The organism is Planotetraspora sp. A-T 1434, from assembly GCF_025420585.1.
Taxonomy (GTDB): domain Bacteria; phylum Actinomycetota; class Actinomycetes; order Streptosporangiales; family Streptosporangiaceae; genus JAOEGB01.
Window position 1 is genome coordinate 26,130 of the sequence record NZ_JAOEGB010000002.1, and the last position, 25,871, is coordinate 52,000.

Sequence of the window (25,871 nt, forward strand, 5' to 3'; positions counted from 1 at the left end):
GCTCGTCCTCAGTGACTGAGATCCGAGCGGACCGCGCGGTTCGCGTGGTGAAGATTACGAAACACCACGGGTCTTGCCCGGACAAACCGGTAAATGGCACCATTTCCGCACCTCAAGGCGAGATATCGCTATATCGACCGGTTTCTCCGTAAGGGATCTTTTTTGAGCACTTTTGAGCAAGAGGTTGGCGCGCCCGCCGGGACGCCGGGCGTCAGCCGCCTCCGCAAGGACGCCGTCGGCCTCGTCGGCGTGATCTTCATGGCGGTCGCCACCGCCGCCCCAATCACCGCCATGACCGGCAACGTCCCCATCGCCGTCGGCTTCGGCAACGGACTGGGTGCCCCGGCGGGCTACCTCTTCGCGACCATCGTTTTGACCATCTTCTCGGTGGGCTACGTCGCGATGGCCAAGCACATCACCTCGGCCGGGGCGTTCTACGGCTACATCTCGCACGGCCTCGGCCAGGTCGTCGGCATGGTGGCGGGCCTGCTCGCCACCATGGCGTACGTCGTGTTCGAAGCGTCCATCATCGGGTTCTTCGCCTACTCGGCCAACGACACGTTCAAGACCCTCGCGCACGTGGACATCCACTGGCTGTGGTTCGCGCTACTCGGCCTCGCGCTCAACGCCGTGCTGACCTACTTCGACATCAACCTGACCGCCAAGGTGCTCGGCGTCTTCCTCGTCACCGAAATCCTCATGCTCGGCCTCACGGCCACCGTGACGCTGTTCCACGGAGGCGGCCCGGACGGGCTGATGGTCTCGTCCATCAACCCGGTGAACGCCTTCACGACGAACGGCCTCGCGGCGGGCGCGGTCGGGCTCGGGCTGTTCATGTGCTTCTGGTCGTGGGTCGGCTTCGAGTCCACCGCGATGTACGGCGAGGAGTCACGCGACCCCAAGCGGATCGTTCCCAGGGCGACGCTGGTCTCCGTGGTGGGCATCGGCCTGTTCTACACCTTCGTCTCCTGGATGGTCGTCGCGGCCAACGGCGTGAAGGCGCCGGAGATCGCCGCCAAGGAGTTCGCCGGGATCTTCTTCAACCCGACCGGGGAACTCGTCGGCGTGTGGGCCGTGGACCTCTTCAAAGTGCTGATCCTGACCGGGTCGTTCGCCTGCTCGATGGCGTTCCACAACTGCGCCTCGCGCTACCTGTACGCGCTGGGCCGGGAGGACCTGATCCCCGGCACCGGCCGCACGCTCGGGGCCACGCACCCCAGGCACGGCTCCCCGCACATCGCCGGGTTCGCGCAGACGGCGATCTCCGTCGTCATCGTCCTGGCGTTCTTCTTCGCCGGCATGGACCCGTACATCCACATCTACACGCTGCTCGCGGTGCTCGGCACGCTGGCCATCCTCATTGTGCAGTCGCTGTGCTCGTTCGCCGTGATCGGCTACTTCCACGTCAAGAAGAAGCACCCGGAGACGGCCAACATCTGGCGCACGCTCCTCGCCCCGCTTGGCGGCGGCCTCGCGATGATCTACGTGGTCCTGCTGCTCTTCCAGAACCAGGAGGCCGCGGCCGGCGACGCCTCCAAGAGCCTGTTTTTCACGCTCATCCCGTGGATCGTGGTCGGCTTCGCCGCCCTCGGAGCCGGGCTGGCCCTCTACCTGAAGATCAGGAACCCGCTGAAGTTCGACATCATCGGCCGCATCGTCCTCGAGGACACGGTCGAGCGCGACTAGTTTCACGCGAGGGCGGCGTCGATCTCGGGACGGTGGGGCATGGACGTGCTCGCGCCCTCCCGCTGGACCGACAGCGCCGCGGCGGCGGAGGCGAACCTGAGCGCGTCCTCGGGGCAGAGCCCCTCGGTCCTCGCGACCGCGAGCGCCCCGGCGAACGTGTCCCCCGCCGCCGTGGTGTCCACGGCCTTCACCGGTACGGCGGGCGCCCAGAGGCGGGTGCCGTCGCGGGAGCCGTACAGCGCGCCCTTGGACCCCAGGGTGATGACGGCCTCCGGGACCCGGTCCAGGAGGGCCTCCAGGGCCGCGTCAGGGGCCGCCAGACCGGTGATCGCGGCCGCCTCGTGCTCGTTGGGCACGATGAGGCCCACCGCGTCGAGCAGCCCGCCCGGGAGCGGCACGACGGGCGCCGGGGTGAGGACCACCGGGACCCCGGCCACCGCGGCCACCCGCGCGGCCGCCACGACGGCCTCCATCGGCAGCTCCAGCTGGAGCAGGAGGGCGCCGGATCGCGCGATCACCTCGGCGTCCTCGGGGGTGGGGCCGGTCACGGCGCCGTTGGCCCCGGGCACAACGATGATCGAGTTGGCTCCGCTGTCCTGGACGACGATGTGGGCGATTCCCGACGGTCCGGGCGCCACCCGCAGGCGACCGGTGTCCACGCCCGAGCCGGCGAGCGCCGCCCGCAGGCCGGACCCGAAGGCGTCGTCGCCCACGGCGCCGATGAAGGCGACCTCCGCTCCCGCCCGCGCCGCGGCGATCGCCTGGTTGGCCCCCTTGCCTCCGGGGATCGTGCGGAAGGCCCGCCCCGTCACGGTCTCCCCAGGCTGGGGAGCCGTCGCGACGTAGGCCACCAGGTCCATGTTGGCGCTGCCGAATACCGAGATCACGAGCGTCCTTCCTCGAGCCCAGCCTGGAGCGCCCCGCCGTTCAGGGCCCCGGACACCGATCCTGCCGTGCGGCCCGGCCAGCCCATGTCCCAGCCCCCGCGTGCGGGCCGTACGGCTCGCTGATCACCCCTCGGCAACAAGCCGCGCGTTGGTTCTGCTATTCGAGCAGATTCGCCCTAGAATCCGCCGATGTGAACGAAGGTCACGAGGAGCCGCCGAAGCTCCCAATCCGGGAGCGATCCTCCCGGCCCGGGACCGGCCGCCACCGACGGCCGCTACCGGCGAACCTGCCGCCGGACGCGCCCGCTCTGGTCCTGGCGGTGCCCGGCAAGGCCGAGGAGGTGGCGGCCGAGGTCGCCGCCATCGTACGGCTGGACAACCCCCAGATAGACCTTCGTCTCGTCTCGCTCGGCGACGGCGGCGCCGACCTGACCCAGGAGTTCACCACCATCGCCGCGGAGCGCCCCTCCGACGGGCCGGCCGCCGTGGTGGTCCCCCTCGTCACCGGGCCCCACCCGCGGGTCCTGCGGGCCGTACGGGACGCCGTGAGGCAGAGCGAGGCGGCCGTCAAGATCACCGAGCCGCTGGGGCCGCATCCGCTGCTGGCGGAGGCGCTGCACGTCCGGCTGTCGGAGGCGGGCCTCGCCCGCGCGGACCGCATGCGGCTGTTCAACGTCACGTCGCCGGTCGACGGGATCATCGTCGCGACCGCGGGCGGCGACGAAGCCGCGCGTGGGGCCGACGCGACCGCCGTGCTGCTCGCGGCCCGGCTGACGCTTCCGGTCGTCCCGGCGGCGCTGGACGGCGTGCCGACCGTGCGGGACGCCGCCGAGCGGCTGCGTAAGATCGGCGCCAACCGGCTGGCCATGGTGCCCTACGTCATCGGGCCGGAGACCGACCAGGAGCGGATCACGGCCGCGGCCGAGGCCATCGGGGCGGGCTGCGCCGCGGCGCTGGGGGCCCATGAGGCCGTCGCCCGGATGGTGTGCGTGCGCTACGGGGCGACGTTCGGAGGGTTCGAGGACTTCGACGACCTGGCGGAGTAGGGCGCGGTGCATGATCACCACTGAGGTCGTCGCGGCTCAGCGGGCGTTCATGGGAAACCGTGCATGATCACGCAGAGGGTGGACGCAGGTAGGGATGGCTCTGCGGGAGCCTGTGCATGATCACGCACGGGGAGGGGGTGCGTGATCATGCACCGGCAACTGGGCGACTCGGCAAACTGGGTATCTCAGTAACTGGGCAACTGGTATCTGGGTAACGGGGTTATGGGAGTGGGCGGCGGGCCGTGAAGCCGAGCTCGCTGCGGTGGTACCACCCCAGCTCGGTCTCCCCCTCGATCCAGCAGAGCCGGACCGAGACGCCGTCGAGGACGGACGGGAAGTCGATCAGCAAGGGCGCCGTTCCCTTGATTTCCATGCCTTGTGCGGCGAACCAGCTGAGGAGCTCGTCGATCCGGGCCTCGAGCGCCTTGGACTCGGGGAGCCCGCCGATGGCGGAGACCCCCGACTGTTTCAGGTCATAGGTGAGCTCGGCCAGGTCGGCCCTGACGGCCACCAGCTCCCGGACGTGTTCGAGCACCGTTGGCATGATTGCCTTGGCCTCGTCTACGGTGAAGATCCTGTCCACCTCCCGGACGCCATCGCGTCGCGACAGTGCGTAGTGTGATTGACGGCTGCCATGATCAACGGACGATCAGGGGACGAGCACCGCCCTGCCGAGGACGCGCCCCGCGGCCACCTCGTCCAGCGCGTGGGCGACCTCCTCGAGGGGGAACCGGCGGACCTCCAGCCGGATCCGGTCCCGCGCCGCGAGATTCATCAGCTCGGTCAGCTCGGTGTGGGTGCCGATCTGGTTGCCCAGCACGGTGAGCTCCCGGTTGATCATGTCGAGGAAGTCGATGTGCGTCCCGCCGCCGTAGCCGACGATGGAGTACACGCCGCCCTTGCGGAGGGCCGCCAGCGCCTCCCGGGGGACGTCGTGCTCTCCCACCAGGTCGAGCACCGCGTCGACGCCCCCGGTCCGCGCGACCATGTCGGCCACGCTCTCGAAGACCGCGTCGGGGCCGAACGTCTCGGCCCACTTGAGCCGCTCGGCGCTGTTGTCCACGACGACCACCCGCGCGGTCGTGTAGAGCCGCAGCAACTGGATCGCGAGGTGCCCAAGGCCGCCGAAGCCGATCATGGCGACCGTACTGCCGGGGCGCAGGTGCGGCGCCAGCCGCTTGACCGCGTGGATCGCGGTCAGCCCGGCGTCCGCGTGTGGGGCCATCGCGGCGGGGTCGGCGCCGGCGGGCAGCTTCACCAGGGAGCGGGCGCTGGTCAGCATGTACTCGGCGTAGCCGCCGCCCCAGCCGTCCACGCCGGGGAAGCGCCAGGTCGGGCAGTGCATGTCGTCGCCCGACCGGCATGCCGTACAGAACCCGCAGGTGACGGCGGGATGGACGATCACCGGGTCGCCGGGGGCGAGCCAGCTCACCGCCGACCCGACCTCGGCGACGTATCCGGCGTTCTCGTGCCCCAGCGTGTACGGCAGGACCGGATGGAACGCGTCGGCGAGCTGACCTTCCAGGATGTGCAGGTCGGTCCGGCAGATGCCGGCCCCGGCGATCCGCACCACCACGTCGAGGGGATGGGCGACCACCGGCTCCGGCACCTCGGTCACGTGGACCGGGGTGTGGTACTCGATGACCTGCACGGCCTTCACGACGAGACCTCCCAGGTGAGCGGGGCGCGCTGGATGCCGATCCAGCGGCGCTGGGTGAACTCGTCGATGTCCTCCTCGCCCGTGGGACGGCCCATCGCGTCGTTCACGTGGACCATCCCGGAGCGGACCCGCTCGGCGAAGGCGAGACCGCGCATGAGGTCGCCCGTGTAGACCGAGTTGACCAGGGCGGGGCACCGGTTGGTCAGCTCCAGGGCCTCCTCTTCGGACGATACGACCGTGATCGCCGCGACCGGCCCGAAGGTCTCCTCGGTGAACAGCGGCATGTCCGGGGTGACTCCGGTGACCACCGCCGGCCGGTAGAACAGGCCGTCGTGCGTGCCGCCCTCGACCAGCCGCGCGCCCATCTTCACCGACCGGGCCACCAGGTCGTCGACCCGGTCCCGCTGGCCTTCGCTGATCATGGGGCCGAGCCGCACGCCGGCGTCGAACGGGTCGCCCACGGTCAGCGCGCGGGCCTTGGCCACGAGCGCGTCCGTGTACGCGTCCGCGACCGACTCGTGGACGATGTGGCGGCCGGCCGTGATGCACGTCTGGCCCTGGAACTCGAACGACGCCCACGCGCCGCAGGAGGCCGCGGCCTCGACGTCGGCGTCGTCGAGCACGACGAGCGCGTTGTCGCCGCCCAGCTCCAGGCTGGTGCGCTTGAAGTCGCGGGCGGCGATCCGCGCCATCAGGCGGCCGATCTCGGTCGAGCCGGTGAAGTGGATCATCGCGACGTCGGGGTGCGCCGCCAGTGGCTCGCCGGCGTCGGGACCGTCGCCGGTCACGAGGTTGATCACGCCCGGGGGCGCTCCGGCCTCCTCCAGCACCTCCACGAGCAGCTGGCCGCCCGCGATCGGGGTGAGCTCGGCCGGCTTGAGCACGACCGTGTTGCCGAGCGCCAGCGCGGGGCCCAGGGGGCGGAGCGCGAGGACGATGGGGAAGTTCCACGGGATGATCGCGGCGACGACGCCGAGCGGGACGCGCTGGTTCAGGATGAGCTTGCCGGGCTTGAACGCCGGGAGCAGGTCGCCGCCGGCGCGCCTGGCCAGCGAGGCCGACTCGAGGAACTTGCCGATCGCGGCGTTGATCTCGCCCCTGGCCTTGCCGCGGACCCCTCCGGTCTCGCGCATCAGCATCTCTTCGAACTCGTCGGCGCGCCGCTCCAGGATCGCCGCCGCGCGGCGCAGCACCGCGGCGCGTTCCTCGCCGAGTAGCGCCGCCCACGCGGGCTGTGCCCGTACGGCGGCCGCCACGGCCCTGTCCACGTCGGCGGCGTCACCCAGGGCGTACGTGCCGATCTCGGCGCCAGTGGCCTTCTCGGTCACGGGCGCGGTGGCCGCTCCGGGGACCCAGGAGCCGTCGATGTAGTGCCTGCCGTCGGAGATTCTCATTTTATTTGATTCCTCCTGCCGTGACCCCGGCGACCACGAGCCGCTGGGACCACAAGAACACGATCAAAGGAGGCAGCATGGCGAGCGTGGAGAACGCCATCGCACCGCCCCAGTCGCTGGTGTTGGCGCCGAAGAAGCCCCACAGGCCCGTGGTCACCGGGCGCATGCTGTCCTCGGTCGCCAGCGTCAGCGCGAATACCAGGTCGCCCCATCCCCACAGGAAGGCCAGCACGGCGACCGTCGCCAGCCCCGGCCGGGCGAGCGGCACGATGACCCGCAGGAACGCGCCGAACTCCGAGCACCCGTCGATGCGGGCCGCCTCCGAGAACTCCTTGGGGATGCGGGCGAAGGTCGGCCGCAGCAGCACGATCGCGTACGGCAACGCGAGCGTGGTGTCCGCGAGGATCAGCCCGATGTAGCTGTCGGTGAGGCCCAGCCGGCCGAAGATCACGAACAGCGGCGTGGCCAGCATGATGGCCGGGAACATGAGGCTGCTGAGGCTGAGCGTCATCAGCAGCGACTTGCCGCGCAGCCGGAGCTTCGCCAGCGCGTACGCCGCGGGGGCGGCCAGCGCCAGGGTCAGGAGCATCGTGCCGGTGGCCACCACGAAGCTGTTGAAGATGTAGCGGAGCACCCGCGGGTCGCCGAACACGCGGTCCACCCACGACGACAGGTCGATGTCGATGGGCACGATCTGCGGCGGCACCGCCCGGATCGCCGGCTGCGTCTTCACCGACGCGGTGACCATCCAGTAGATCGGGAACAGGTAGACGGCGACGAGGCCGATCCCGACGACGGTCGACCATCTGGCCGAGCGTCTGACCGTCCGGCTGCTAGGCGGCATGATCCTCCTCCCTGCGAAGGGCGGCCAGGTAGAGCAGTGAGAGCACCAGCAGCACCAGGAAGATCACGTTCAGCACGGCCGCGCCCTTGCCGAACAGGAACTGGAGGAACACCAGTTTGTAGGCGAGCGTCGGCAGCACCTCGCTGGCGTTGGCAGGACCGCCCTGCGTGGCGATCCAGATCAGGTCGAAGTTCTTGAACGTGAAGATCAGGCTGAGGATCGCGGCCGCCAGGAACGTCGGCCGCAGCAGCGGCACGGTGATGTGGCGGAACCGCCGCCAGCCGGTCGCGCCGTCGATCTGCGCGGCCTCGTGCAGCGAGTGGGGGATGGCGGTGAGCCCGGCCAGCAGCGTCACCATGGCGAACGGGATGCCGAGCCAGACCTGGATCCCGATGATGGCGGGCAGCGCCCACGTCCGGTCGGCCAGCCAGTACACCGGCTCGTGCTGGAGCCCCAGCAGCGAGAAGACCCAGTTGACGAACCCAGTCCTGCCGTCGAGCAGCCACCGGAACACCTCGGCGGAGACGACGATCGGGATCGCGTAGCCGATGAGGTAGAGCGAACGGGTCGCCGTCGCGCCCGGGAAGGAGCGGACATAGAACAGGGCGAGCGCCAGGCCGATCAGGAGTTGCAGGGCCACCGCCGCGAGCGCGTAGACGACCGAGTGGACGGCCGCGTCGACGAACTGGGAGTCGCCGAGCGCCTGCCGGTAGTTCTCCAGCCCGACCCACTGCCCGTCGCCGCTGAGCAGGTTGACCGCGGTGACGTCCTTGAAGGACGTCAGCACGTTGAGCACCATCGGGTAGGCCAGGAGCCCGGCCATGTACACCAGGGCGGGCAGGACGAACAGGTACGGCGTCAGGGCGCGGCGGGCCGCCGCGCCCCTTCTCTTCGGGGAGGGCACGGCCGCCCGGGTGGGGGCCGTGCCCTTCTCGAAGGACGCGTCGTGCTTCACGAAGGTCGTTTCCGGCTTCATGAATTTCTTCGCATCATGCGTTGTTCCCTATCAGGAGGATCCGAGCAGGGGCTGGATCTTGCCCTTGGCCTCGGCGGCCGCGTCCTGCGGGCTCTTCGCCCCGGAGAGGACCTGCTGCTCCATGGTCCAGACGACCTCGGAGATCTGGGCGTACTTCGGACCGTAGGCCCCGCGCGGCCGGGCGGACGGCATCTGCTGGGCGAACGCCTTCACCATCGGGTGCCAGAGCCAGGCCGGGTCGTCGAGGGTGTCCTTGCGGTTCGGGATGCTGCTCAGACCCTCGGAGATCTCCGTACGGCTGTTCGCCGGGTCGGCGAGCCAGTCGGTGAGCTTCCAGACGGCGTCGACGTTGGCGTTCTTGCCGACCGCCCACACCTCGCCGCCCAGCGGGGAGGCGGTGCCGCCCTTACCGGCCGGCCACGGGCTGACGTCCCACTCGAACTTGCCCTTCTCGACCGAGCCGAGCACCCACGGGCCGTTGAACATCATCGCGCACAGGCCCGAGCCGAACTGGTCGCCCACGTCGGACTGGCCCCACTGCAGGACGGACTTCGGCGCGCTCTTGTCCTTGTTGACCAGCGCGTCCACGTAGGTGAGCGCGTCGACGCTGGCCTGGTCGCCGAGGGTCGGGACGTCGCCGCCGGCCTGCCAGATCATCGGCAGGAACGTGAACGTGCCCTCCTCGGTGGGCGCGGCGGAGAAGCAGATGCCGGAGTGCTTGGAATCGGTCAGCTTCTTGGCGTCGGCGCGCAGCTCGTCCCAGTTCTGCGGGGGCGTGGAGAGCCCGGCCGCCTTGAACAGGTCCTTGTTGTACCAGAGCGCCGTCGTGTTGCTCCGGAACGGGACGCCGTAGAACTTGTTGTCGTACTGCACGCTCTTGATGACGAAGTCAAGGTACTTGTCCTTGCTCGCCCACGTGGACATCTTGCTCGTCAGGTCCGCCAGCGCGCCCTGCGAGGCGAAGACCGGCACGTCACTGTTGTCGATCGCGGCGATGTCGGGGAACTTGCCCGTCGCGGCGGCCTGGAGCAACTTGGTGCGGAAGTCGGCGAAACCGATCGCGGTGCGCTGGATGTCCACGCCGGGGTGGCTGTCCTCGTACTTCTTGATCAGCGCGTTCACCGCCGCGTCGGACTGCGGCGAGTAGCCGAAGTAGTCCCACCAGGTGATGGTGACCTTGTCACTGCCCCCCTGGTCCTGCTTTGTCGTGTCACCACCGGATCCGCCGGAGCCACACGCGGTCAGAGCGGATAAAGCGGCGATCGCGGCGACGGCGCGACAGGTCCAGTTCATTATGAGGTCTCCCTTTCGAGGAAGCGGCGGTATGTATCCCGGTTCACCGGGAGGTCAACTTCTCCGTGCTGGTCCGCGGAGAGCTGGATGGCGTTGGCGAGTTCCACTGCCGCCAGTGCCGAACGGCCGGCCCCCAGCGGAGGCTCCTCGCCCCGGAGTGCCCGGTCGAGGTTCTCGTAGAGGTCGGTGTGAGTCCCGCGACGTCCGGTCACGGATTCGAGGCGCTCCTCCGACGGCGCGGCGTAGGGGTCGCCGGGGTCGGCCGCGTAGTCGCGGAAGTCCACAGCGCTACGCCAGAGGTCGAGTCTGCCGGGGGTGAGCCGCATGCGGCCCGCCGTGCCCGTCAGCTCGATGCGCTGGACCTCGTCGGCCGCCGCCGTGGTCACGTGGAGCGTGCCATACGCCCCACCTGCCCACTCGAGCAGCGCGGCCGCCGTGTCCTGGGTCTGGACGGGATGCTGGACGACCCTGGTCCGCGCGGTGACGCGGTCCGGAAGGCCGGCGAGCAGGCACAGCAGGTCCAGGTCGTGCTGACCCTGGTTGACCAGCACGCCCCCGCCCTCCCCCGCCCATGTTCCGCGCCATGGCGCGGTGCCGAAGTAGGACGACCGGCGGGGCCACGACGACACCAGTTCGACGCGGCGGACCTCCCCGAGGAAACCTTCCGCGATCAGCCGCTGGGCGTGCCGCACCTCTGGCCGGGCCCGTTGCTGGAGCGCGACGGCCAGCAGGCGGTCCGCCCGCTCGGCCTCCGCGCACATCTGGTCGGCGTCGGCCGCGGTGACCGCGATCGGCTTCTCGACCAGGACGTGTAGGCCGGCCCGCAGGCACCGCACCACGAGATCGTGGTGCAGGCGATGCGGCGCCAGCACGACGGCGACGTCGGCGGGCTGCTCCAGCAGCCCGTCCAAGTCGTCGAAGGCGGAACAGCCCAGATCGGCTGCCGCCCGTTTGGCCTTCTCGGTGTCCACGTCGTGGACGCCCACGACGGACCCGCCGATGGCGGCCACACCTGGAAGGTGCATGTGCCAGACGTTGGCACCCACACCGACCGCGACCAGTCGCATGTCGATCTCCTTGGTGACGCTTCAGGGAGGGGCGGAAAGCGCCAGACCGCGGAGAAAGCGGTTACAAGCGACGCGGTAGAGGGTTTGTACTCCGGACAGAACAAGCATGTCAAGGAATATCACCATGTGATCAACAATGGTGACCACCTTGACAAGTAACCGGTTTCACAGCAAGGTGGCCACTGGGTGGAAAGCGCTTGCCGACGGAGGCCGATACTTTCACGCCCGGGAGTCCCGAATGACCCTTTCTATGGAGGGCATCACCAAGCGCTTCTTCGGCACCACCGTGCTGGACGAGGTGTCCCTGGAATGCCGTTCGGGCGAGATCCACGCCATTGTCGGGGAAAACGGAGCCGGCAAGTCGACCCTCATGAAGGTGCTGTCCGGCGTCCACCAGCAAGACGGCGGCCGCATTCTCCTTGACGGCCGCGAAGCGCGTTTCACTCACCCACGGCAGGCGCTCGCCGAAGGCATCAGCGTCATCTACCAGGAGTTCACCCTGCTTCCCGACCGGACCGTCGCCGAGAACATCTCGCTCGGGCGCGAGCCACGCCGCGCCGGCGTGCTGGTGGACCGCGGAGCCATGGAGCGCCGGGCGGCCGAGCTGCTCGCTAGCATCGGCGGCGAGGCCATCGACCCGAAGCGGCTCGCCCGGCACCTCACCGTCGCCCAGCAGCAGACCGTCGAGATCGCCAAGGCGCTCTCCTACGACCCCCGCATCCTGGTCATGGACGAGCCCACGGCCGCGCTGCCCCCAGCCGACGTGGCCGCGCTCTTCGCTCAGGTCCGCAGACTGGCCTCCCAGGGCCGCTCGGTGCTCTACATCTCACACCGCCTGGCCGAGGTGTTCGAGCTGGCGGACCGGGTCACCGTGCTGAAGGACGGCCGCCGGGTGGCGACCATGCCGGTGTCGGAGACCGGCCCGGAGGACCTGGCCCGGCTCATGGTGGGCCGGGAGATGTCAAACTACTACCCCGAGCGCCGCTCGTCCGAGACCGGTCCCGTACGGCTCTCGCTCCGCGGCGCCCGGGCGGCCGGGCTCCACGGCGTCGACCTGGAGGTCCGCGCCGGAGAGATCGTCGGCCTGGCCGGGCTGGAGGGCTCGGGCCGCACCCAGCTCGCCCGGGCGCTGTTCGGCGTGACGCCCCTCACGGGCGGCGACCTGGAGATCGACGGTCGTCAGGTGCGGATCGGCTCCCCGCGCGCCGCCATCCGGGCGGGACTGGCCTACCTGACGGCCGATCGGAAGGCCGAAGGCCTGGTCCTGGGGCTGCGGGGGGCGGACAACGCCCGGCTCGCCACCCGCGCGCTCGGCCGCGGCCTGGCGAGGTCCGCGCTGGAGGGGATCGCGGACCAGGTCGGGCTGCGGCCCGAGGCCCTGCGCCGCGAGTCCCGGCTGCTGTCGGGCGGCAACCAGCAGAAGGTCGTGCTGGCCAAGTGGCTCGCCACCGAGGCCACTGTCTACGTGCTCGACGAGCCGACCCGCGGCATCGACATCGGCGCCAAGGCCGGCATCCATGAGGTGATCCGGGAGCTGGCCGACCGGGGCGCCGCCGTACTGATGATCTCGTCGGAGCTGCCCGAGGTGATCGGGATGAGCGACCGGATCGTGGTCATGCGTGACGGCGCGGTGGCGGGCGAGCTGCCCGCCGGGACGCCGGAAGAGGAGATCATGCTGGTCGCCCAGGGGGCGAGGGCCGCGTGAACGCATCCCCCGCCGACCTCCCCCTTCCCAGAACCTCCCTCAGACGCCGGGCGGAGGGCACCAGCCTTCCGGTTTGGCTGGTGTTCGCGCTGGTGTTCGTGGTGGCCTGGGTCGCGGCCGGCACCCGGGGCGGCGACTTCGGCACCGCGGACAACCTGCGCAACATCGCCCTCCGCTCGGTCGCGCTCGGGTTGGTAGCGGTCGGGCAGACCGTCGTGGTCCTCGCGGGGTCGCTGGACCTCTCGGTGGCCTACGTCGTGAGCCTGTCCGCGGTGGCCTGCTCGGTCGTGATGACCGGCCAGACCGGGCTCATCGTGCCGGGGGTGCTCACCGCACTGCTGCTCGGCGTGGCCGTGGGCCTCGCCAACGGGCTGGTGATCACGCGGCTGAAGGTCAACCCCTTCATCGCCACCCTCGGCGTCTCGCTCGTGCTGCGCGGCCTGCTCAACGCGACGTTCGACAACTTCGCCGGAGCCGTCCCGGAGGAGTTCCAGGCCCTCGGCTACGACCTCGTGGCCGGGATCCCGGTGTCGGTGGTGATGCTCGTGGCGGTCGTCGCGGTCACGTGGTTCCTCCTGCACAGGACGCCGTTCGGGCACCACCTCTACGCGGTGGGCGGCGACCCGGAGTCGGCCCGCATGTCGGGCATCCGGTCGGGCCGCGTGCTGGTCTTCGCGCACGTGCTGTGCGCCCTCTGCTCTGCCGCGAGCGGCGTGTTCCTGGCCAGCCGCCTCGGCGCGGGCGCGCCGTGGGTCGGGCCCGACGGCGGATACGACCTGGAGTCGATCGCGGCCGTGGTGCTCGGCGGCACGGCGCTCACCGGCGGGCGGGGGCGGCTGCTCGGCACGGTCGCGGCGGTGCTGATCCTCGCGGTCGTCGACTCGGTGTTCAACCAGTTCCAGGCCGATCCGTTCCTCCGCACCCTCGTCCGCGGCCTGATCATCGTGGGCGCCGTCGCCCTGTACGCCTATCGGGGTGGTCGCCGATGACAGGAGCACCGATGACGGGAGCGTTGCGGCGGGTCCCGGCGATCTGGCTGGTGCTGCTCATCGTCACCGCGGTGATCATCTGGCGGAACCCGTCGTTCGCCGAGCCCCTGTCGCTGCTGACGTTCCTGAAGCGGTCGGCCCCGCTGATCGTCCTGACGGCCGGGCAGCTCTTCGTGATCGTAACGGGCGAGTTCGACCTGTCCGCCGGCGCGCTGATCACCGCCTGCGTCGTGGTCGCGGCCAAGGTGTCCGCGGGCGACCCCGCCCTCACCTGGCCGGTCATCGGGCTGCTGGCGCTGCTCGGCGCCGGGGTCGGGCTGGTCAACGGCCTCGTGACGACCCTCCTGCGGGTGCCGTCGTTCATCACGACGCTGGGCATGATGCTCGTGCTGAACGGCGCGGTGTTCCTGTGGACCGGCGGCTCCCCGACCGGATCCCTGGCTCCCGAGTTCCGGCAGTACGGCCGCGAGACGGGCTACGCCGTGGCCGTGACGGCCGTGGTCGTCGCCGTCGCGTGGCTGCTGCTCCACCGGTCGCGGTTCGGGCACCTGGCGCTGGCCACGGGCGGAGGCACCCGGGCCGCCGCTCTGTCCGGCGTCCCCGTGGCGCGGATGCGCATCATCGCCTTCGTCATCTCCGGGCTCTCGGCCGTCGTCGCGGCGATCCTGCTCGCCGGCTTCGCGGGCCTGTCCAAAGAGGCGGGCGCGGGTTACGAATTCCAGGCAATCTCCGCGGTCGTCCTCGGTGGCGCCGTGCTCGGCGGCGGGCGTGGGACCGCCGGCGGCGCGGTCGCCGGCGCCCTCACCCTCCAGTGCCTGTTCACTCTTCTCAATCTTCTGGGCCTGGAGAAGCCCCTTCGGGATACCGTCCAGGGTGTCCTGATCATTCTCGCGGCGGCCTTCGCCGCCTACCGTCTGCGTAAGGAACAGTGATGCCGAACAGACTTGCCGCCTCCCTGGCGGTAGCCGTGTTATCGCTCACGGCCTGCAGCTCCACCCGGCCCGCCGGAGGCCCTCCCGCGTCGAGCGCCGCCGCCATGACGGCGTCGGCCCAGCCGGCCTCCCAGTTCTTCGACCAGGCCGCCTACGACAAGCAGCTCGCGTGGCGGAAGTCCACCCCGACCGGCGACCCGTCGAAGCCGTGGCTGCAGACCATCGAGCCGCAGATGGCCGACACGGCGAAGTTCAAGAAGCCGGGCCCCTGGCACGTGTGCTTCTCCAACGCCGGCGTCGGCAACCCCTGGCGGGTAACCGGCCTGACGACGATGAAGGAGGAGGTCAAGCTCCACAAGGAGATCGGGGAGTTCACGGTCGTCGACGCCGAGGGCAAGGACGACAAGCAGATCTCCGACATCTCCGACCTGCTCGGCAAGAAGTGCGACGCCTTGATCATCTCGCCGAACACGACCGCGGCCCTCACGCCCGCCGTCGAGAAGGCGTGCCAGAGCGGCGTGCCGGTCGTCGTCTTCGACCGCGGGGTCACCACGGACTGCCCGGTGAGCTTCGTCCACCCCATCGGCGGCTACGCTTTCGGCACCGACTCCGCGGAGTTCATCGCGTCCAAGATCCCGAAGGGCGGGAAGGTGCTCGCCCTGCGCATCCTGCCGGGCGTGGACGTGCTGGAGAACCGCTGGGAGGCGGCCAGGCTGGCCTTCCAGAAGGCCGGGGCGAACGTCGTGGGCGCCGAGTTCACCGACGGCGACCCCGCCAAGGTGAAGACCATCGTGTCGGACTACCTCCAGCGGTTCGGCGACCTGGACGGCGTCTGGATGGACGCGGGCGCGACCACGGTCGCGGCGATCGAGGCCTTCCAGGACGCCGGCAAGCCCGTGCCGCCGATCAACGGGGAGGACCAGCAGGACTTCCTCGCGCTGTGGCAGAAGGACAAGCTCACGGCGATGGCCGCGACCTACCCGGTCTACCAGTGGCGGACCGCCGTCATCGCGGCGACCGACATCCTGTCGGGCCGGCAGGTTCCCAAGGAGTGGGTCCTGCCCGAGCCGGTGATCACCGAGCAGAACCTGGCACAGTACGTCACACCCAACATGCCCCCGCTCTTCTACCCCACCTGTGGTTGCCAGGACATGCCCGGCTTCCCGCAGACCTGGGGCGGGAAGTAATCGGATCGAGGAGCACGAAGTGAGCACCGAGCGGGTCACGATCAGGCACGTCGCGCACAGTGCGGGCGTGTCGGTGGCGACCGTTTCCCGGGTCTTCGCCCAGTCGAGCTCGGTGTCTGAGGAGTTGACCGCGCGGGTGCTCGACGCCGCCCGCCGCCTGGGCTACACACCGCACGCGGTGGCCCAGAGCCTGGCGAGCGGCCGCACCCGCGTGGTGGGCGTCCTGGTTCCGAACCTGGCCAACCCGTACTTCTACGCGCTGATCAAGAACATGCTCCACGAGGCCGACCGGGACGGTTACCGCCTCATCGTGGCCGACTCCGACGAGAGCCTGGCGGCCGAGCCCGCGCTCGGGATGAGCCTGCTCGGCCGGTCCGACGGCCTCATCATGCTGTCCCCGCGCTGCGGCTCGGAGGTGCTGAAGGAGCTGGGCGGCCAGGGCAAGCCGATCATGGTGGTGAACCGCCAGATCGACGAGCTGGGCCTGTCCAGCGTCCTGCTGGACAACTTCACCCCGATGCGCCAGCTGGCCATGCACACGGTCGAGCTCGGCCACCGCCACCTGGTCTACCTGCAGGGCCCGGTCAGGTCGTGGCAGGAGAAGGAGCGGTGGCGGGCGATGCGGTCCCTGCGGGTGCCGGGCGTCACCGTGACCCCGATCCGCGCGGGCGGCACCATGGAGAACGGCCGGGACTCGGCGGACCGGGTGCTGGCCACCGGCTGCACGGCCGTGCTCGCCCACAACGACCTGACCGCGATCGGCCTGATCGCCGGCCTCAACGAGCACGGCGTCTCGGTTCCCGGCGACATCTCGGTAACCGGCTTCGACGACATCCCCTTCGCCCGGTTCACCTCCCCGGCGCTGACCACCGTCCACAGCCCGCAGGAGGACATCGGCCGCGCGACCTGGCGGATGACCGCCGGACTGCTGCACGGCGACCGGCCGGGCGCGCGCACCATGCTCACCACCCAACCGGTGATCCGCGCCTCCACGGCCCCCCCGAAGTAAACCTCCACAGCCCGTCAGAGCAAGCTCCCACGACCCCCGGAGAAGGACGAGTAGCACAGTGCGGCGAGGCCGTACAGAACGAACTCATAACGAGGAGAAACCGGTTACATGCCCACCGAGGTGATGACCGCCGCAGAGGCGGTCGCCCGGATCCCGGACGGCGCGACGGTCGCGCTCACCGGCTCCGGCGGCGGTGTCCTGGAGCCGCACGCCCTGATCGCCGCCGTCGAGGACCGGTTTCTCGGCTCCGGAGGCCCGCGCGGGCTCACCGTCGTGCACGCCTTCGGGCTCGGCGATCGCAAGACCCGCGGGCTCAACGCACTCGCCCATGAGGGCTTGGTCAAGCGGGTCGTGGGCGGCCACTGGACCTGGGCGCCGAAGATGATCGAGCTGGCCGCGGCCGGGCGAATCGAGGCGTACTCCTGGCCCGCCGGGGCCATCAGCCTGCTGATGCGCGAGGTCGGCGCGCGGCGGCCCGGCCTCGTCACGAGGACCGGGCTGCACACGTTCGCCGACCCGCGCCACGGCGGCGGCCGGTTCAACGCCGCGGCCGAGGAGGAGCTCATCTCGCTGGTGAGGCTCGACGGCGAGGAGTTCCTGCACTACCGGCCCATGCGGGTCGACGTGGCGCTGATCCGCGGCACAGAGGCCGACCCGCGGGGCAACATCGGCTGCGGCGAGGAGGCCGCGGTGCTCGACGCGCTCGCGCTCGCCCAGGCGGCCCGGGCGAGTGGCGGCCTCGTCGTCGCCCAGGTCAAGCGCCTGCGGGGCGACCCGCTCGACCCGCGTGACGTGGTGATCCCGGCCGCCCTGGTCGACGTGGTCGTCGCCGCGCCGGACCAGTGGCAGACCTACGCCTCCGAGTACGACCCGGCGCTGTGCGGGCCGGCCGGCGGCGAGGTGACGCCCGCCCTGACCGACCCGGTCCGGGCGGCGGTCGCCCGCAGGGCCGCGCTCGAGGTCCCGGACGGCGCCGTGCTGAACGTGGGCTTCGGCATGTCCGCGCAGGTCGTCGACGTCCTCGCGGAGCAGGGCAGGCTGCCGGGGGTCACGCTAGCCATCGAGCAGGGCCTGTTCGACGGCGTGCCGGAGACGGGCGACCTGTTCGGCGTGGCGCGCGGAGCGTCGGCGAGGGTGGCCTCGACCACCCAGTTCGACCTGTTCTCCGGGGGCCTCCTCGACGTGTGCTGCCTCGGCATGGCCCAGCTCGACGAGACGGGATCGGTCAACGTGAGCCGGTTCGGCTCGCAGATCATCGGTCCCGGCGGGTTCGTCGACATCTCGCAGAACGCCCGCAAGGCCGTGTTCTGCGGCACGTTCACCGCCAAGAACGGCACCGTGCGCAAGCTCGTCCCGAAGGTGGACGAGGTGACCTACTCCGGCCCCTTCGCGCTCGCCGAGGGCCGCGAGGCGGTCTACGTCACCGAGCGCGCGGTCTTCCGCCTCACGCCCGAGGGCGTCGAGCTCACCGAGATCGCCGAGGGCCTCACAATCGAGCGCGACATTCTCCCTTTCATGGGCTTTCGTCCCATCATCCACGACGTACGACCTATGAGGTGACCATGCCACTTCCTCCTGGGCTCGAGCTGTCGGCCGCCGGGGACGACAACCGGCCGGTGCGGCAACTGGTTCGCGACTTCACCGCCAAGCACGTGATGCCGGTGGCCGCCGACCTGGACGCGTCGCCGCGGTTCCCCGCCGAGATCTACCGCGAGATGGCCAAGGCCGGGCTCTTCGGCATCACCGTTCCCGAGGAGCTGGGCGGCGCGGGCGCGCGGGCGCTCGACTACCTGCACGTCATGGAGGGGCTCAGCTTCGGCTACGCCTCGGTCGCCGACCAGTGCGGTCTCGTCGAGCTGGTCGGCACGCTGCTCACCAAGCACGGCACCCCCGACCAGCAGCGCGAGTTCCTGGGGCCCCTGCTGCGCGCCGACCGCTTCTGCGCGTACGCGCTGACCGAGGCGGGTGCGGGCTCCGACCTGCGCGGCGTCTCCACCAGGGCCCGGCCCGACGGCGACGGCTGGATCCTCGACGGCGAGAAGGTCTTCATCCACAACGCCCCGGTGGCCGACTTCGCCACGGTCCTCGCCAGGACCGGCGACTCCTACTCGGTCTTCCTCGTCGATCTCGACGCCAACGGGGTCAGCCGTACGTACCGGGAGCACAAGATGGGCCAGCGGGCCAGCCAGGTGGGCGGGCTCGCCTTCGAGTCGGTGCGGCTGCCGGCCGGCGCGCTGCTCGGCGGCCTCGGCGAGGGGTTCACACTGATGACCTCGGTGCTCGCGCGGGGACGCCTGGGCATCTCGGGGCTGTCTCTCGGCATCAGCCGGGCCGCCATCACGGCCGCCACCGAGCAGGCCGAGACGCGCACCGCCTTCGGCCGGCCGATCGGCGCCAACCAGGGGGTGGCCTTCCCCATCGCCGACGCGGCGGCCGAATACCGCGCCGCCTTCCTGCTCGCCGAGGACGCCGCCCGCCGCCTCGACCAGGGTCAGGAGGACGCCGCCGCGGCCTGCTCGATGGCCAAGCTGTACGCCTCCGAGGCGTGCGTACGGCATGCCGACATGGCCGTCCAGGTCTTCGGCGGATCAGGTTACATTCAGGGCTACTTGCCGGAACGCCTGTACAGGGACGCCCGGATCACCAGAATTTACGAGGGTACGAGCGAGATCCAGCGACTCATCATCAGCCGCTGGCTCATGGACACTAGAGGAGGCACCCGATGAGGGTCGCCCTGATCGGCGCCGGGTTCGCCTCCCGGCCCCATGTGCTGGCACTGCACGAGCTGGGCCACGAGGTGGTCACCGTGGTGACGCGCCGCGAGGACCGGGCCAGGAACGTGCAGTTCGTCTTCCCGAATGCGAAGCGATGCTGGCCCGCGAGCGAGGCGCTCGACGCCGGGGTGGACTTCGCCATCGTCGCCTCCCCGACCAACACCCATCTCGAGGTCGTCACCGAGGCCGCCGCCAGGAAGGTGGACCTGCTCTGTGAGAAACCTTTAGGCGCCAACAACGACCAGGCGGTCGATCTGGTGCGCATCGCCCGGGAGGCCGGGATCGGGCTGGCCGTCTGCTTCCAGCACCGGGCCAAGCCGGGCGGCCGGGCCCTGCACGACCTGGTCCGCCAGGGGACGCTCGGCCAGATCACCGGCGGCTTCCTGCACGTTCCTTGGTGGCGCGAGCAGTCCTACTATGACGACCCCGGCCGCGGCACGTTCGAGCGCGACGGCGGCGGCGCGCTCATGGTGCAGGGCATCCACTCCCTCGACCTGGTGCTGTGGGTCCTCGGGGTGCCGCGCCGGGTGGTCGCCAGCGGCAGCCGGAGCCCCGCGCACAAGCTCGAGGCGGAGGACGTGTTCGGGGGCCTCCTCGACTACGGCGACTTCGTGATCACGGTGCACGCCACCACCGCGGCCTTCCCCGGCAGGGAGGAGGAGCTGTGGCTGACCGGCACCAAGGGCACCGCCGTACAGCATGGCGCGGCTCTCGACCTCTACCAGGACATCAGCATGGAGGTCGTCGCCTCGGGGACGAACGCCACCACGGCGACCGACCCGACGGGCATGCCCGTGGAGTGGCACCGGTCGGTCATCAAGGACGCCATCGAGAGCTTCGCCGAGGGGCGTGAACCGCTGGCCTCGGGAGAGTCGGCCCTCCTCACGCAGCGCGTGGTCGCCGCTCTCTACCGATCGGTCGTCTCGAACTCGTGGGAGACGGTCTGACCTGCGCCGTCGCCGTTCTCCCGCTCGCGGCGGCAGCGCTCACGCGCCGCCGGTGAGCGGGAAGGGCGGCCCCGCGCACGCCACCCTTGTCCGCAGTCATGGGCGGGCTATCCGGCCGAGGCGTACGTGACCTACAGCGCGTTCGACTGGATGACCGCCACCGTAGGCGGCCTGTGGGACGCGCTGCTGTCGGAGCGCAGGCTGTTCTCCGTCACCCTGGTGTGAGGGTGGTCCGAGGACGCGCCGGGATGGGCCTTGAGCCACCCGGCGCGCTCCCGGCTCTCCTCGTCGGCCGGGGTGTAGACGACGACGCGGGTCTCGGAAGGCGTCGGGAGGGCCAGGCTGGTGGAGGCCATCCGGATCAGCCCCACGGCCGGGTGATTGAAGATCTTCATCCGGCTGCCCGGCCTGGCCACGTCGTGCGTGGCCCACATCCGGGCGAAGTCGGAGCTGGCCGCCGACAACCGGCTGACGAACCCGGTCCACGCGGGCTCGCCCACGTGCCTCGCGAAGGCCGCCCGCAGCGTCGCCACCATCTGCGGCAGCTCCTCGTCGCGGTTCACGACCGGGCAGCAGCACGCCGGCAGCGTGAAGATCCGCCACAGGGCGTTGCGCTCGCACCCGGACCGCCGCACGAAGCTGGAAAAGATCGCGGCGTAGGCGTCGTTCCAGGCCAGCAGGTCGTAGCGGTTGTTGTAGACGCAGGCGGGGAGCGGGTCCAGCTGGTCGAGGATCGTCTGGACCTCCGGCTCCAGGGCATCCCCTGAGGGGGGCTGGAGCACCTCGGGCAGGTCGGCCAGCCGGTAGAGGTGCTCCCGCTCCGCCGCGTCGAGTCTCAGCGTGCGGGCGATCGCGTCGAGCACCTGGACCGACGCGTTGATCGGGCGGCCCTGCTCCAGCCAGGTGTACCAGGTCACCCCCACGCCCGCGAGCTGGGCGACCTCCTCCCGCCGCAGCCCCGGCGTACGGCGGCGCAGGCCCGGCGGCAGCCCGACGTCCTGAGGCGTGATGCGTTCGCGCCTGCTCCGGAGGAACGCGGCGAGCTGGTCCCGTCTCGTGTGGGTCCGCGTGTGAGGCTGGATGGTCACTCCATCATGGTGGCCCATGGCCCGGGGGTGTTGCCAGGTGGTGTCAGTACCAGTATCAGCAGGCTCTCGTTACGGGTATCGGCGCAGCCGCATCGTGATGGCCATGACCGCTGTCGCAACTCGCGCGCCCGCCGCGCGCCGCTCGGCGTCGTGGCTGCTCACCGTCATCCTGGCCGGGCAGTTCATGGCCATTCTGGACGTCTCCATCGTGAACGTCGCCGCGCCCACCATGCGCGCCGACCTCGGGGCGGGTGGCTCCGCCCTGCAACTCGTCATCTCCGGTTACACCATCGCGTACGCCATGCTGCTGATCACCGGGGCCCGGCTCGGCGGGCTCCTCGGATATCGGCGGCTGTTCCTGACCGGGCTCGTCGTCTTCACGGCCGCGTCGCTGCTGTGCGGGCTGGCCCCCTCGACCGGCCCGCTCATCGCCTTCCGGCTGCTTCAGGGCGCGGGGGCCGCCCTGATGGTGCCGCAGGTGCTCAGCCTGATCCAGCTCTCCTTCGACGGCGCCTCCCGCGCCAGGGCGCTGGGCGTCTACGCCACGGTGATCTCCGTCGGCGCCGTCGTGGGCCAGGTGCTGGGCGGCCTGCTCGTCACGGCCGACCTGTTCGGTACGGCATGGCGTCCGGTCTTCCTCGTGAACGTGCCCATCGGCCTCGTCCTGCTGGTCGCCGGGGCGCGCCTGCTGCCGTCCGGCCATGTGCGCCGGGAGCAGGGTCTCGACCTGCCGGGGCTCGTCACGCTCTCGCTCGCGGTGTCCCTGCTCGTGGTGCCGCTGGTGCTGGGGCACGAGGAGAGCTGGCCGCTGTGGGGCTGGATCTCCATGGGCGGGTCGGTCGCCCTGTTCGGGGCGTTCCTGCTGGTGGAGCGGCGGGCGAGGCACCCTCTCGTGCCGGGCCACCTGCTGCGCACACCGGGATTGACCGCCGCCGCGGCCGGGATCTTCCTGGTCATGGTGGCCTACGGCGGCTACCTGTTCAGCATGGCCCTCCACCTGCAGAGCGGCCTGGGCGACAGCCCGCTGCGCGCCGGGTGCCTGTTCATCCCGGCCGCGGCCGGGTTCGGGCTGACCAGCCTCAACTGGAAGCGGCTGCCCGCCCGCCTGCACCGCCCGCTGATCGTCACCGCCGCCGTCGTCACCGCGCTGGGCGAGCTCGCCCTCGCGGCGATCCTGGCGAGCGGCGGCCACGGCGAGCCGCTGCTGGAGATCGCCTTCGCCGTCATCGGGATCGGCATGGCGGGCACCTTCAGCCCGCTCATGGCCGTCGCACTCGCCCAGGTCGCCCCAGCCGAGGCCCCGGACGCCAGCGGCCTGATGGCGATGATGCTCCAGCTCGGCCAGGTCGTCGGCGTGGCGGCGTTCGGCACGCTGTTCCTCAGCCTCACGCCGTCGGCGCACGCCATCACGGTCACCGAGGTGGGGCTCGCCGCCACATCGCTCGTCGCCGGCGTCTGCGCCCTCCCCCTCCTGCGAAGGCGCTAGGCGCTAGACCAGCCTGCGCCACACGTCGATGGCGAGCACCGGGCGCATGCCGACCGAGAGGTAGAGGTCGAGCGCGGGGGTGGTGTTGTTGGAGTCCACGTGCAGGATCGTGCCGGCCCGCCCCCGCCTCTCGTCCGCCGCGAAGGCCCGCCTGAGCAGGAACCGGCCGAGGCCCTTCCCCCGGAAGCGCGGCAGCACGGCCAGCGTGCGGACATAGCCGCAGTTCTCGTCCGGCACGAAGTGGTTGGTCCCGAGCAGCATCGCCGCCGGCTCGCCGTGGACCCGGGCCACCAGCAGCTGACCCCAGTCGTTGGCGCTGGAGGCCTCCATCTCGCCGGCCCACTCCTCGTACGTCCTGGCGACGAACCCGAAGTGCTCGGCGAACCCCTCCTGCTGGATCCGATGGGCCGTACGGAGCAGCTCGCCGTGGTCCGGCGAACCGGTCTCGACCGTCACGCCCGGCAGGAACACCGGCTCGGCCCCCTGGTGGTCGATCCGCATGCGGTGGAAGCTCGTGGCCGCGTCGAACCCGCGCGCCTTGGCGGCCGTCCGCATGGCCGTGTCCTCCGCGTAGATGCCGATGTCCAGGCGGACGTGCTCGTGACCGGCGGCCCGGCCGAGCTCGACCGCCCGCTCGATGACCGTGTCCCAGAGCCGGTCGCCGGCCCGGGCGTCCCTGGCGTGCACGTCGATGTCCACGTTGTCGCTCGTGCCCTTGCGGCGGGCCCATGCCCACCCGAGCAGCCGGTCGCCGTCGTCGACCAGCCAGCTGTCGTTGGCCAGATCCAGCTCGCCCAGCGTGTCGGCGATGTCCTCCAGCGTCCAGTCCGGCTTGCCGGTCACCGCGATGTCGTGCTCGGCGACCAGCTCGTGGATCGCCGGGGCGTCAGCCCTCACCGGCCGTCGGATGTCGAATTCGTTCACGATCCGTTTGTACGGCGCCCTACTTGGCGGCGACTTGACGACCGATTGGGAGCAGTGGGGTTCCGCGCTCACTTACCTGGTGGACGCCACATGGCAGGCGGTCGCAGGCCAAGCTCCGGACGGCCTCGCTTCCCGCCGGGAGCGCGGCCGTCACCCGGCCGAAACATGGGTATTGCTTAGGAAAGTTTCCTATTGAATACTGTCGATCATTCGCCTCAACCTCACATCACTCGCCCCCTGCGTACGGTGACGCGCTGTCGCCTGTCGGACAGTCGTGCGGGGGAACCTCCCGTCACCACGTCGTCGCCCCTCCCCACCCCCCTGGAGGCATCCATGCTCCGACGCGTCCTCGCGCTCACCGGCGGCGCGGTCCTGGCCTGCGCTGCGGCACTCGCCAGCACTTCCCCCGCGCAGGCCTCGACCAACGTCACCTTCGGCCCCACGTCCATCGGCGAATACTGCCACGCCCAGGTCAGCTCCTTCGCGTGGATCGGCTTCGATCGGGGCTCGATCCAGTGCTACGGAGGCAACGGCAACCAGTACGCCGGATCGGGCAGCCCTTACGCGGCCTGCGACTACCTCACGACAGGCGTCGTTCTCAGCGCCTCCCGCGGCGCCTCCGACTCGCTGGTCTGCGAGATTCAGTAGAAGCCAACCGGGCTCCCGGAACCCCGGGAGCCCGAGTTCCGCCGTCCGGGAGCGCCGATCTTTCTCGGCCGCCGCCCCCCAGGACCAGACCCAAGACGCTGATGACCAGGCCGACGACCCAATCGAGCCTCCGTACGTTCGGTGAAGCCGGTCCGAACGGCTCCCGGAAGTGCGGGGAGCACACACCTCCAGTCGCCATCCGAAATAGAGTGATCCATATGGAATACGGACGGCTTGGCACTACCGGTTTGAAGGTCAGCAGGATCTGCCTGGGCATGATGAGCTACGGCGAGCCCGACAAGTGGGGCGGCTGGGTGCTCGCCGAGGACCAGGCGGAGCCCATCGTGCGCAAGGCGGCCGACGGCGGCGTGACGTTCTTCGACACCGCCGACGTGTACTCGGCCGGCGTCAGCGAGGAGATCACCGGCAACCTGCTGCGCAAGATCTTCCCCCGGCGCGACGACTACGTGCTGGCCACGAAGGTCTACTTCCCGATGGGCGGCGGCAAGAACGACTACGGCCTGTCCCGCAAGCACATCCTCTCGGCGATCGACGCCTCTCTCACCCGGCTCGGCACCGACTACGTGGACCTCTACCAGATCCACCGCTGGGACGGCGAGACGCCGATCGAGGAGACGATGGAGGCGCTGCACGACGTGGTCCGCGCCGGGAAGGCCCGCTACATCGGCGCCTCGAGCATGTGGGCCTGGCAGTTCGCCAAGGCTCAGCACGTCGCCGACCTGAACCACTGGACGCGCTTCGTCTCGATGCAGAACCATTACAACCTCCTCCACCGGGAGGAGGAGCGGGAGATGGTCCCGCTCTGCGTGGACCAGGGCGTCGGCCTCATCCCGTGGAGCCCGCTCGCTCGCGGACTCCTCGCCCGCGCCGGAGCGCCCGCCGACACCACCCGCCAGACCGGCGACGGCGCGCGGCAGCAGCAGCTCTACAGCGGCCCCGCCGACGCGGCGATCCTCGATCGGGTCGCGCAGACCGCCGCCGAGCGGGGGACGAAGCCCGCGACGGTGGCCCTCGCCTGGCTGCTGAGCCGCCCCGGCGTCGTCGCCCCGATCATCGGCGCCACCAGGGACCACCACGTGGACGACGCCCTCGCCGCGGTCGACCTGACGCTGACGGAGAAGGAGATCGCTTTCATCGAGGAGCCCTACCAGACGCGGCCGCAGCAGTTCTAAACGGTTTGCGGGGGCGCGCCGGCGGGCGGCACGCTGAGCGGATGCTGATGCGCCGGGAGACGCCCGGCTCCCCGTGGCCTGTTCGCCTACGCCGAGCCGTTCTCCAGGGTGTGAGGCGGCCTCCCGCACTTGCGTT

23 protein-coding genes are annotated in these 25,871 nt (G+C 70.6%); 13 read left to right on the forward strand and 10 right to left on the reverse strand.

Features of this window, described 5'->3' with window-relative positions; translation table 11 throughout:
• Window positions 1–162: 162 nt before the first annotated feature.
• Window positions 163–1,686 carry an APC family permease gene (locus N5079_RS03495; RefSeq protein ID WP_261581901.1) on the forward strand — a complete coding sequence of 508 codons (1,524 nt, stop codon included), beginning with the start codon at window positions 163–165 and terminating at the stop codon, window positions 1,684–1,686.
• A 2-nt stretch (window positions 1,687–1,688) separates the two neighbouring features.
• Here N5079_RS03495 and N5079_RS03500 read toward each other — a convergent pair whose 3' ends face one another.
• On the reverse strand, window positions 1,689–2,573 hold the full coding sequence (locus tag N5079_RS03500) for a ribokinase (RefSeq protein ID WP_261581902.1): 885 nt from the start codon (window positions 2,571–2,573) through the stop codon (window positions 1,689–1,691).
• A gap of 191 nt (window positions 2,574–2,764) precedes the next feature.
• On the opposite strand from N5079_RS03500, the gene N5079_RS03505 reads away from it, so the two are divergent.
• The gene (locus N5079_RS03505; protein WP_261581903.1) at window positions 2,765–3,619 is read left to right on the forward strand and encodes a sirohydrochlorin chelatase; all 855 of its coding nucleotides are present in this window, start codon (window positions 2,765–2,767) and stop codon (window positions 3,617–3,619) included.
• A 220-nt stretch (window positions 3,620–3,839) separates the two neighbouring features.
• Here N5079_RS03505 and N5079_RS03510 read toward each other — a convergent pair whose 3' ends face one another.
• The 7 genes from N5079_RS03510 to N5079_RS03540 form a co-directional block, all read right to left on the reverse strand.
• Window positions 3,840–4,202: a DUF2203 domain-containing protein gene (locus N5079_RS03510; protein WP_261581905.1), complete on the reverse strand. Its 363-nt coding sequence runs from the start codon at window positions 4,200–4,202 to the stop codon at window positions 3,840–3,842.
• 66 nt (window positions 4,203–4,268) lie between these two features.
• Window positions 4,269–5,279 (reverse strand): NAD(P)-dependent alcohol dehydrogenase, encoded by a 1,011-nt coding sequence (locus N5079_RS03515; RefSeq protein ID WP_261581907.1) that lies wholly within the window; start codon window positions 5,277–5,279, stop codon window positions 4,269–4,271.
• Window positions 5,276–6,673, reverse strand: coding sequence for an aldehyde dehydrogenase family protein (locus N5079_RS03520; RefSeq protein WP_261581908.1), 1,398 nt, complete (start codon window positions 6,671–6,673; stop codon window positions 5,276–5,278). The genes N5079_RS03515 and N5079_RS03520 overlap by 4 nt, the downstream gene beginning before the upstream one ends.
• Before the next feature lies 1 nt (window position 6,674).
• Window positions 6,675–7,517 carry a carbohydrate ABC transporter permease gene (locus N5079_RS03525; protein WP_261581910.1) on the reverse strand — a complete coding sequence of 281 codons (843 nt, stop codon included), beginning with the start codon at window positions 7,515–7,517 and terminating at the stop codon, window positions 6,675–6,677.
• Window positions 7,507–8,493 carry a carbohydrate ABC transporter permease gene (locus tag N5079_RS03530; protein WP_261581912.1) on the reverse strand — a complete coding sequence of 329 codons (987 nt, stop codon included), beginning with the start codon at window positions 8,491–8,493 and terminating at the stop codon, window positions 7,507–7,509. Before N5079_RS03530 ends, N5079_RS03525 begins: the two co-directional genes overlap by 11 nt.
• A gap of 30 nt (window positions 8,494–8,523) precedes the next feature.
• On the reverse strand, window positions 8,524–9,786 hold the full coding sequence (locus N5079_RS03535) for an ABC transporter substrate-binding protein (RefSeq protein WP_261581913.1): 1,263 nt from the start codon (window positions 9,784–9,786) through the stop codon (window positions 8,524–8,526).
• Window positions 9,786–10,853 (reverse strand): Gfo/Idh/MocA family protein, encoded by a 1,068-nt coding sequence (locus N5079_RS03540; protein WP_261581914.1) that lies wholly within the window; start codon window positions 10,851–10,853, stop codon window positions 9,786–9,788. Before N5079_RS03540 ends, N5079_RS03535 begins: the two co-directional genes overlap by 1 nt.
• A gap of 238 nt (window positions 10,854–11,091) precedes the next feature.
• Here N5079_RS03540 and N5079_RS03545 point away from each other — a divergent pair, with 238 nt between their 5' ends.
• The 8 genes from N5079_RS03545 to N5079_RS03580 all read left to right on the forward strand — a co-directional run bounded on the left by N5079_RS03545 (window position 11,092) and on the right by N5079_RS03580 (window position 20,396).
• Window positions 11,092–12,558, forward strand: a complete 1,467-nt coding sequence (locus N5079_RS03545; protein ID WP_261581915.1) for a sugar ABC transporter ATP-binding protein — start codon at window positions 11,092–11,094, stop codon at window positions 12,556–12,558.
• Entirely contained in the window at window positions 12,555–13,547 is a 993-nt protein-coding gene (locus N5079_RS03550) for an ABC transporter permease (RefSeq protein ID WP_261581916.1), read from the forward strand. Before N5079_RS03545 ends, N5079_RS03550 begins: the two co-directional genes overlap by 4 nt.
• An 11-nt stretch (window positions 13,548–13,558) precedes the next feature.
• Window positions 13,559–14,479 carry an ABC transporter permease gene (locus tag N5079_RS03555; protein WP_261581917.1) on the forward strand — a complete coding sequence of 307 codons (921 nt, stop codon included), beginning with the start codon at window positions 13,559–13,561 and terminating at the stop codon, window positions 14,477–14,479.
• Window positions 14,479–15,666 (forward strand): ABC transporter substrate-binding protein, encoded by a 1,188-nt coding sequence (locus N5079_RS03560; protein WP_261581918.1) that lies wholly within the window; start codon window positions 14,479–14,481, stop codon window positions 15,664–15,666. The genes N5079_RS03555 and N5079_RS03560 overlap by 1 nt, the downstream gene beginning before the upstream one ends.
• 19 nt (window positions 15,667–15,685) lie before the next feature.
• Complete coding sequence (locus tag N5079_RS03565) at window positions 15,686–16,675, forward strand: LacI family DNA-binding transcriptional regulator (RefSeq protein ID WP_261581919.1); 990 nt, start codon at window positions 15,686–15,688, stop codon at window positions 16,673–16,675.
• Between the two features lie 108 nt (window positions 16,676–16,783).
• Window positions 16,784–18,235: a CoA-transferase gene (locus N5079_RS03570; RefSeq protein WP_261581920.1), complete on the forward strand. Its 1,452-nt coding sequence runs from the start codon at window positions 16,784–16,786 to the stop codon at window positions 18,233–18,235.
• Between the two features lie 2 nt (window positions 18,236–18,237).
• A complete protein-coding gene (locus N5079_RS03575) occupies window positions 18,238–19,401 on the forward strand; it encodes an acyl-CoA dehydrogenase family protein (RefSeq protein ID WP_261581922.1) in 1,164 nt (387 codons plus the stop codon).
• Window positions 19,398–20,396 (forward strand): Gfo/Idh/MocA family protein, encoded by a 999-nt coding sequence (locus N5079_RS03580; protein WP_261581924.1) that lies wholly within the window; start codon window positions 19,398–19,400, stop codon window positions 20,394–20,396. Before N5079_RS03575 ends, N5079_RS03580 begins: the two co-directional genes overlap by 4 nt.
• Before the next feature lie 131 nt (window positions 20,397–20,527).
• Here the strand turns inward: N5079_RS03580 and N5079_RS03585 are convergent, their stop codons facing one another.
• Window positions 20,528–21,484, reverse strand: a complete 957-nt coding sequence (locus N5079_RS03585; protein WP_261581925.1) for a helix-turn-helix transcriptional regulator — start codon at window positions 21,482–21,484, stop codon at window positions 20,528–20,530.
• Between the two features lie 103 nt (window positions 21,485–21,587).
• Between N5079_RS03585 and N5079_RS03590 the strand changes: the two genes are divergently transcribed.
• Window positions 21,588–22,970 carry an MFS transporter gene (locus tag N5079_RS03590; protein WP_261581926.1) on the forward strand — a complete coding sequence of 461 codons (1,383 nt, stop codon included), beginning with the start codon at window positions 21,588–21,590 and terminating at the stop codon, window positions 22,968–22,970.
• A gap of 3 nt (window positions 22,971–22,973) precedes the next feature.
• Here N5079_RS03590 and N5079_RS03595 read toward each other — a convergent pair whose 3' ends face one another.
• Complete coding sequence (locus N5079_RS03595) at window positions 22,974–23,894, reverse strand: GNAT family N-acetyltransferase (protein WP_261581927.1); 921 nt, start codon at window positions 23,892–23,894, stop codon at window positions 22,974–22,976.
• 333 nt (window positions 23,895–24,227) lie between these two features.
• Between N5079_RS03595 and N5079_RS03600 the strand changes: the two genes are divergently transcribed.
• On the forward strand, window positions 24,228–24,542 hold the full coding sequence (locus N5079_RS03600) for a hypothetical protein (protein WP_261581928.1): 315 nt from the start codon (window positions 24,228–24,230) through the stop codon (window positions 24,540–24,542).
• 218 nt (window positions 24,543–24,760) lie between these two features.
• The gene (locus tag N5079_RS03605; protein WP_261581929.1) at window positions 24,761–25,735 is read left to right on the forward strand and encodes an aldo/keto reductase; all 975 of its coding nucleotides are present in this window, start codon (window positions 24,761–24,763) and stop codon (window positions 25,733–25,735) included.
• The last annotated feature ends 136 nt before the right edge of the window (window positions 25,736–25,871 follow it).

Bases quoted from the DNA above. Each gene is read 5' to 3' on its own strand.
- N5079_RS03520 (WP_261581908.1), bottom strand. From the start codon at position 6,673: ATGAGAATCTCCGACGGCAGGCACTACATCGACGGCTCCTGGGTCCCC.
- N5079_RS03575 (WP_261581922.1), top strand. From the start codon at position 18,238: ATGCCACTTCCTCCTGGGCTCGAGCTGTCGGCCGCCGGGGACGACAAC.
- N5079_RS03590 (WP_261581926.1), top strand. From the start codon at position 21,588: ATGACCGCTGTCGCAACTCGCGCGCCCGCCGCGCGCCGCTCGGCGTCG.
- N5079_RS03560 (WP_261581918.1), top strand. From the start codon at position 14,479: ATGCCGAACAGACTTGCCGCCTCCCTGGCGGTAGCCGTGTTATCGCTC.
- N5079_RS03600 (WP_261581928.1), top strand. From the start codon at position 24,228: ATGCTCCGACGCGTCCTCGCGCTCACCGGCGGCGCGGTCCTGGCCTGC.
- N5079_RS03535 (WP_261581913.1), bottom strand. From the start codon at position 9,786: ATGAACTGGACCTGTCGCGCCGTCGCCGCGATCGCCGCTTTATCCGCT.
- N5079_RS03545 (WP_261581915.1), top strand. From the start codon at position 11,092: ATGACCCTTTCTATGGAGGGCATCACCAAGCGCTTCTTCGGCACCACC.
- N5079_RS03555 (WP_261581917.1), top strand. From the start codon at position 13,559: ATGACGGGAGCGTTGCGGCGGGTCCCGGCGATCTGGCTGGTGCTGCTC.
- N5079_RS03530 (WP_261581912.1), bottom strand. From the start codon at position 8,493: ATGAAGCCGGAAACGACCTTCGTGAAGCACGACGCGTCCTTCGAGAAG.
- N5079_RS03525 (WP_261581910.1), bottom strand. From the start codon at position 7,517: ATGCCGCCTAGCAGCCGGACGGTCAGACGCTCGGCCAGATGGTCGACC.
- N5079_RS03580 (WP_261581924.1), top strand. From the start codon at position 19,398: ATGAGGGTCGCCCTGATCGGCGCCGGGTTCGCCTCCCGGCCCCATGTG.
- N5079_RS03570 (WP_261581920.1), top strand. From the start codon at position 16,784: ATGCCCACCGAGGTGATGACCGCCGCAGAGGCGGTCGCCCGGATCCCG.
- N5079_RS03540 (WP_261581914.1), bottom strand. From the start codon at position 10,853: ATGCGACTGGTCGCGGTCGGTGTGGGTGCCAACGTCTGGCACATGCAC.
- N5079_RS03605 (WP_261581929.1), top strand. From the start codon at position 24,761: ATGGAATACGGACGGCTTGGCACTACCGGTTTGAAGGTCAGCAGGATC.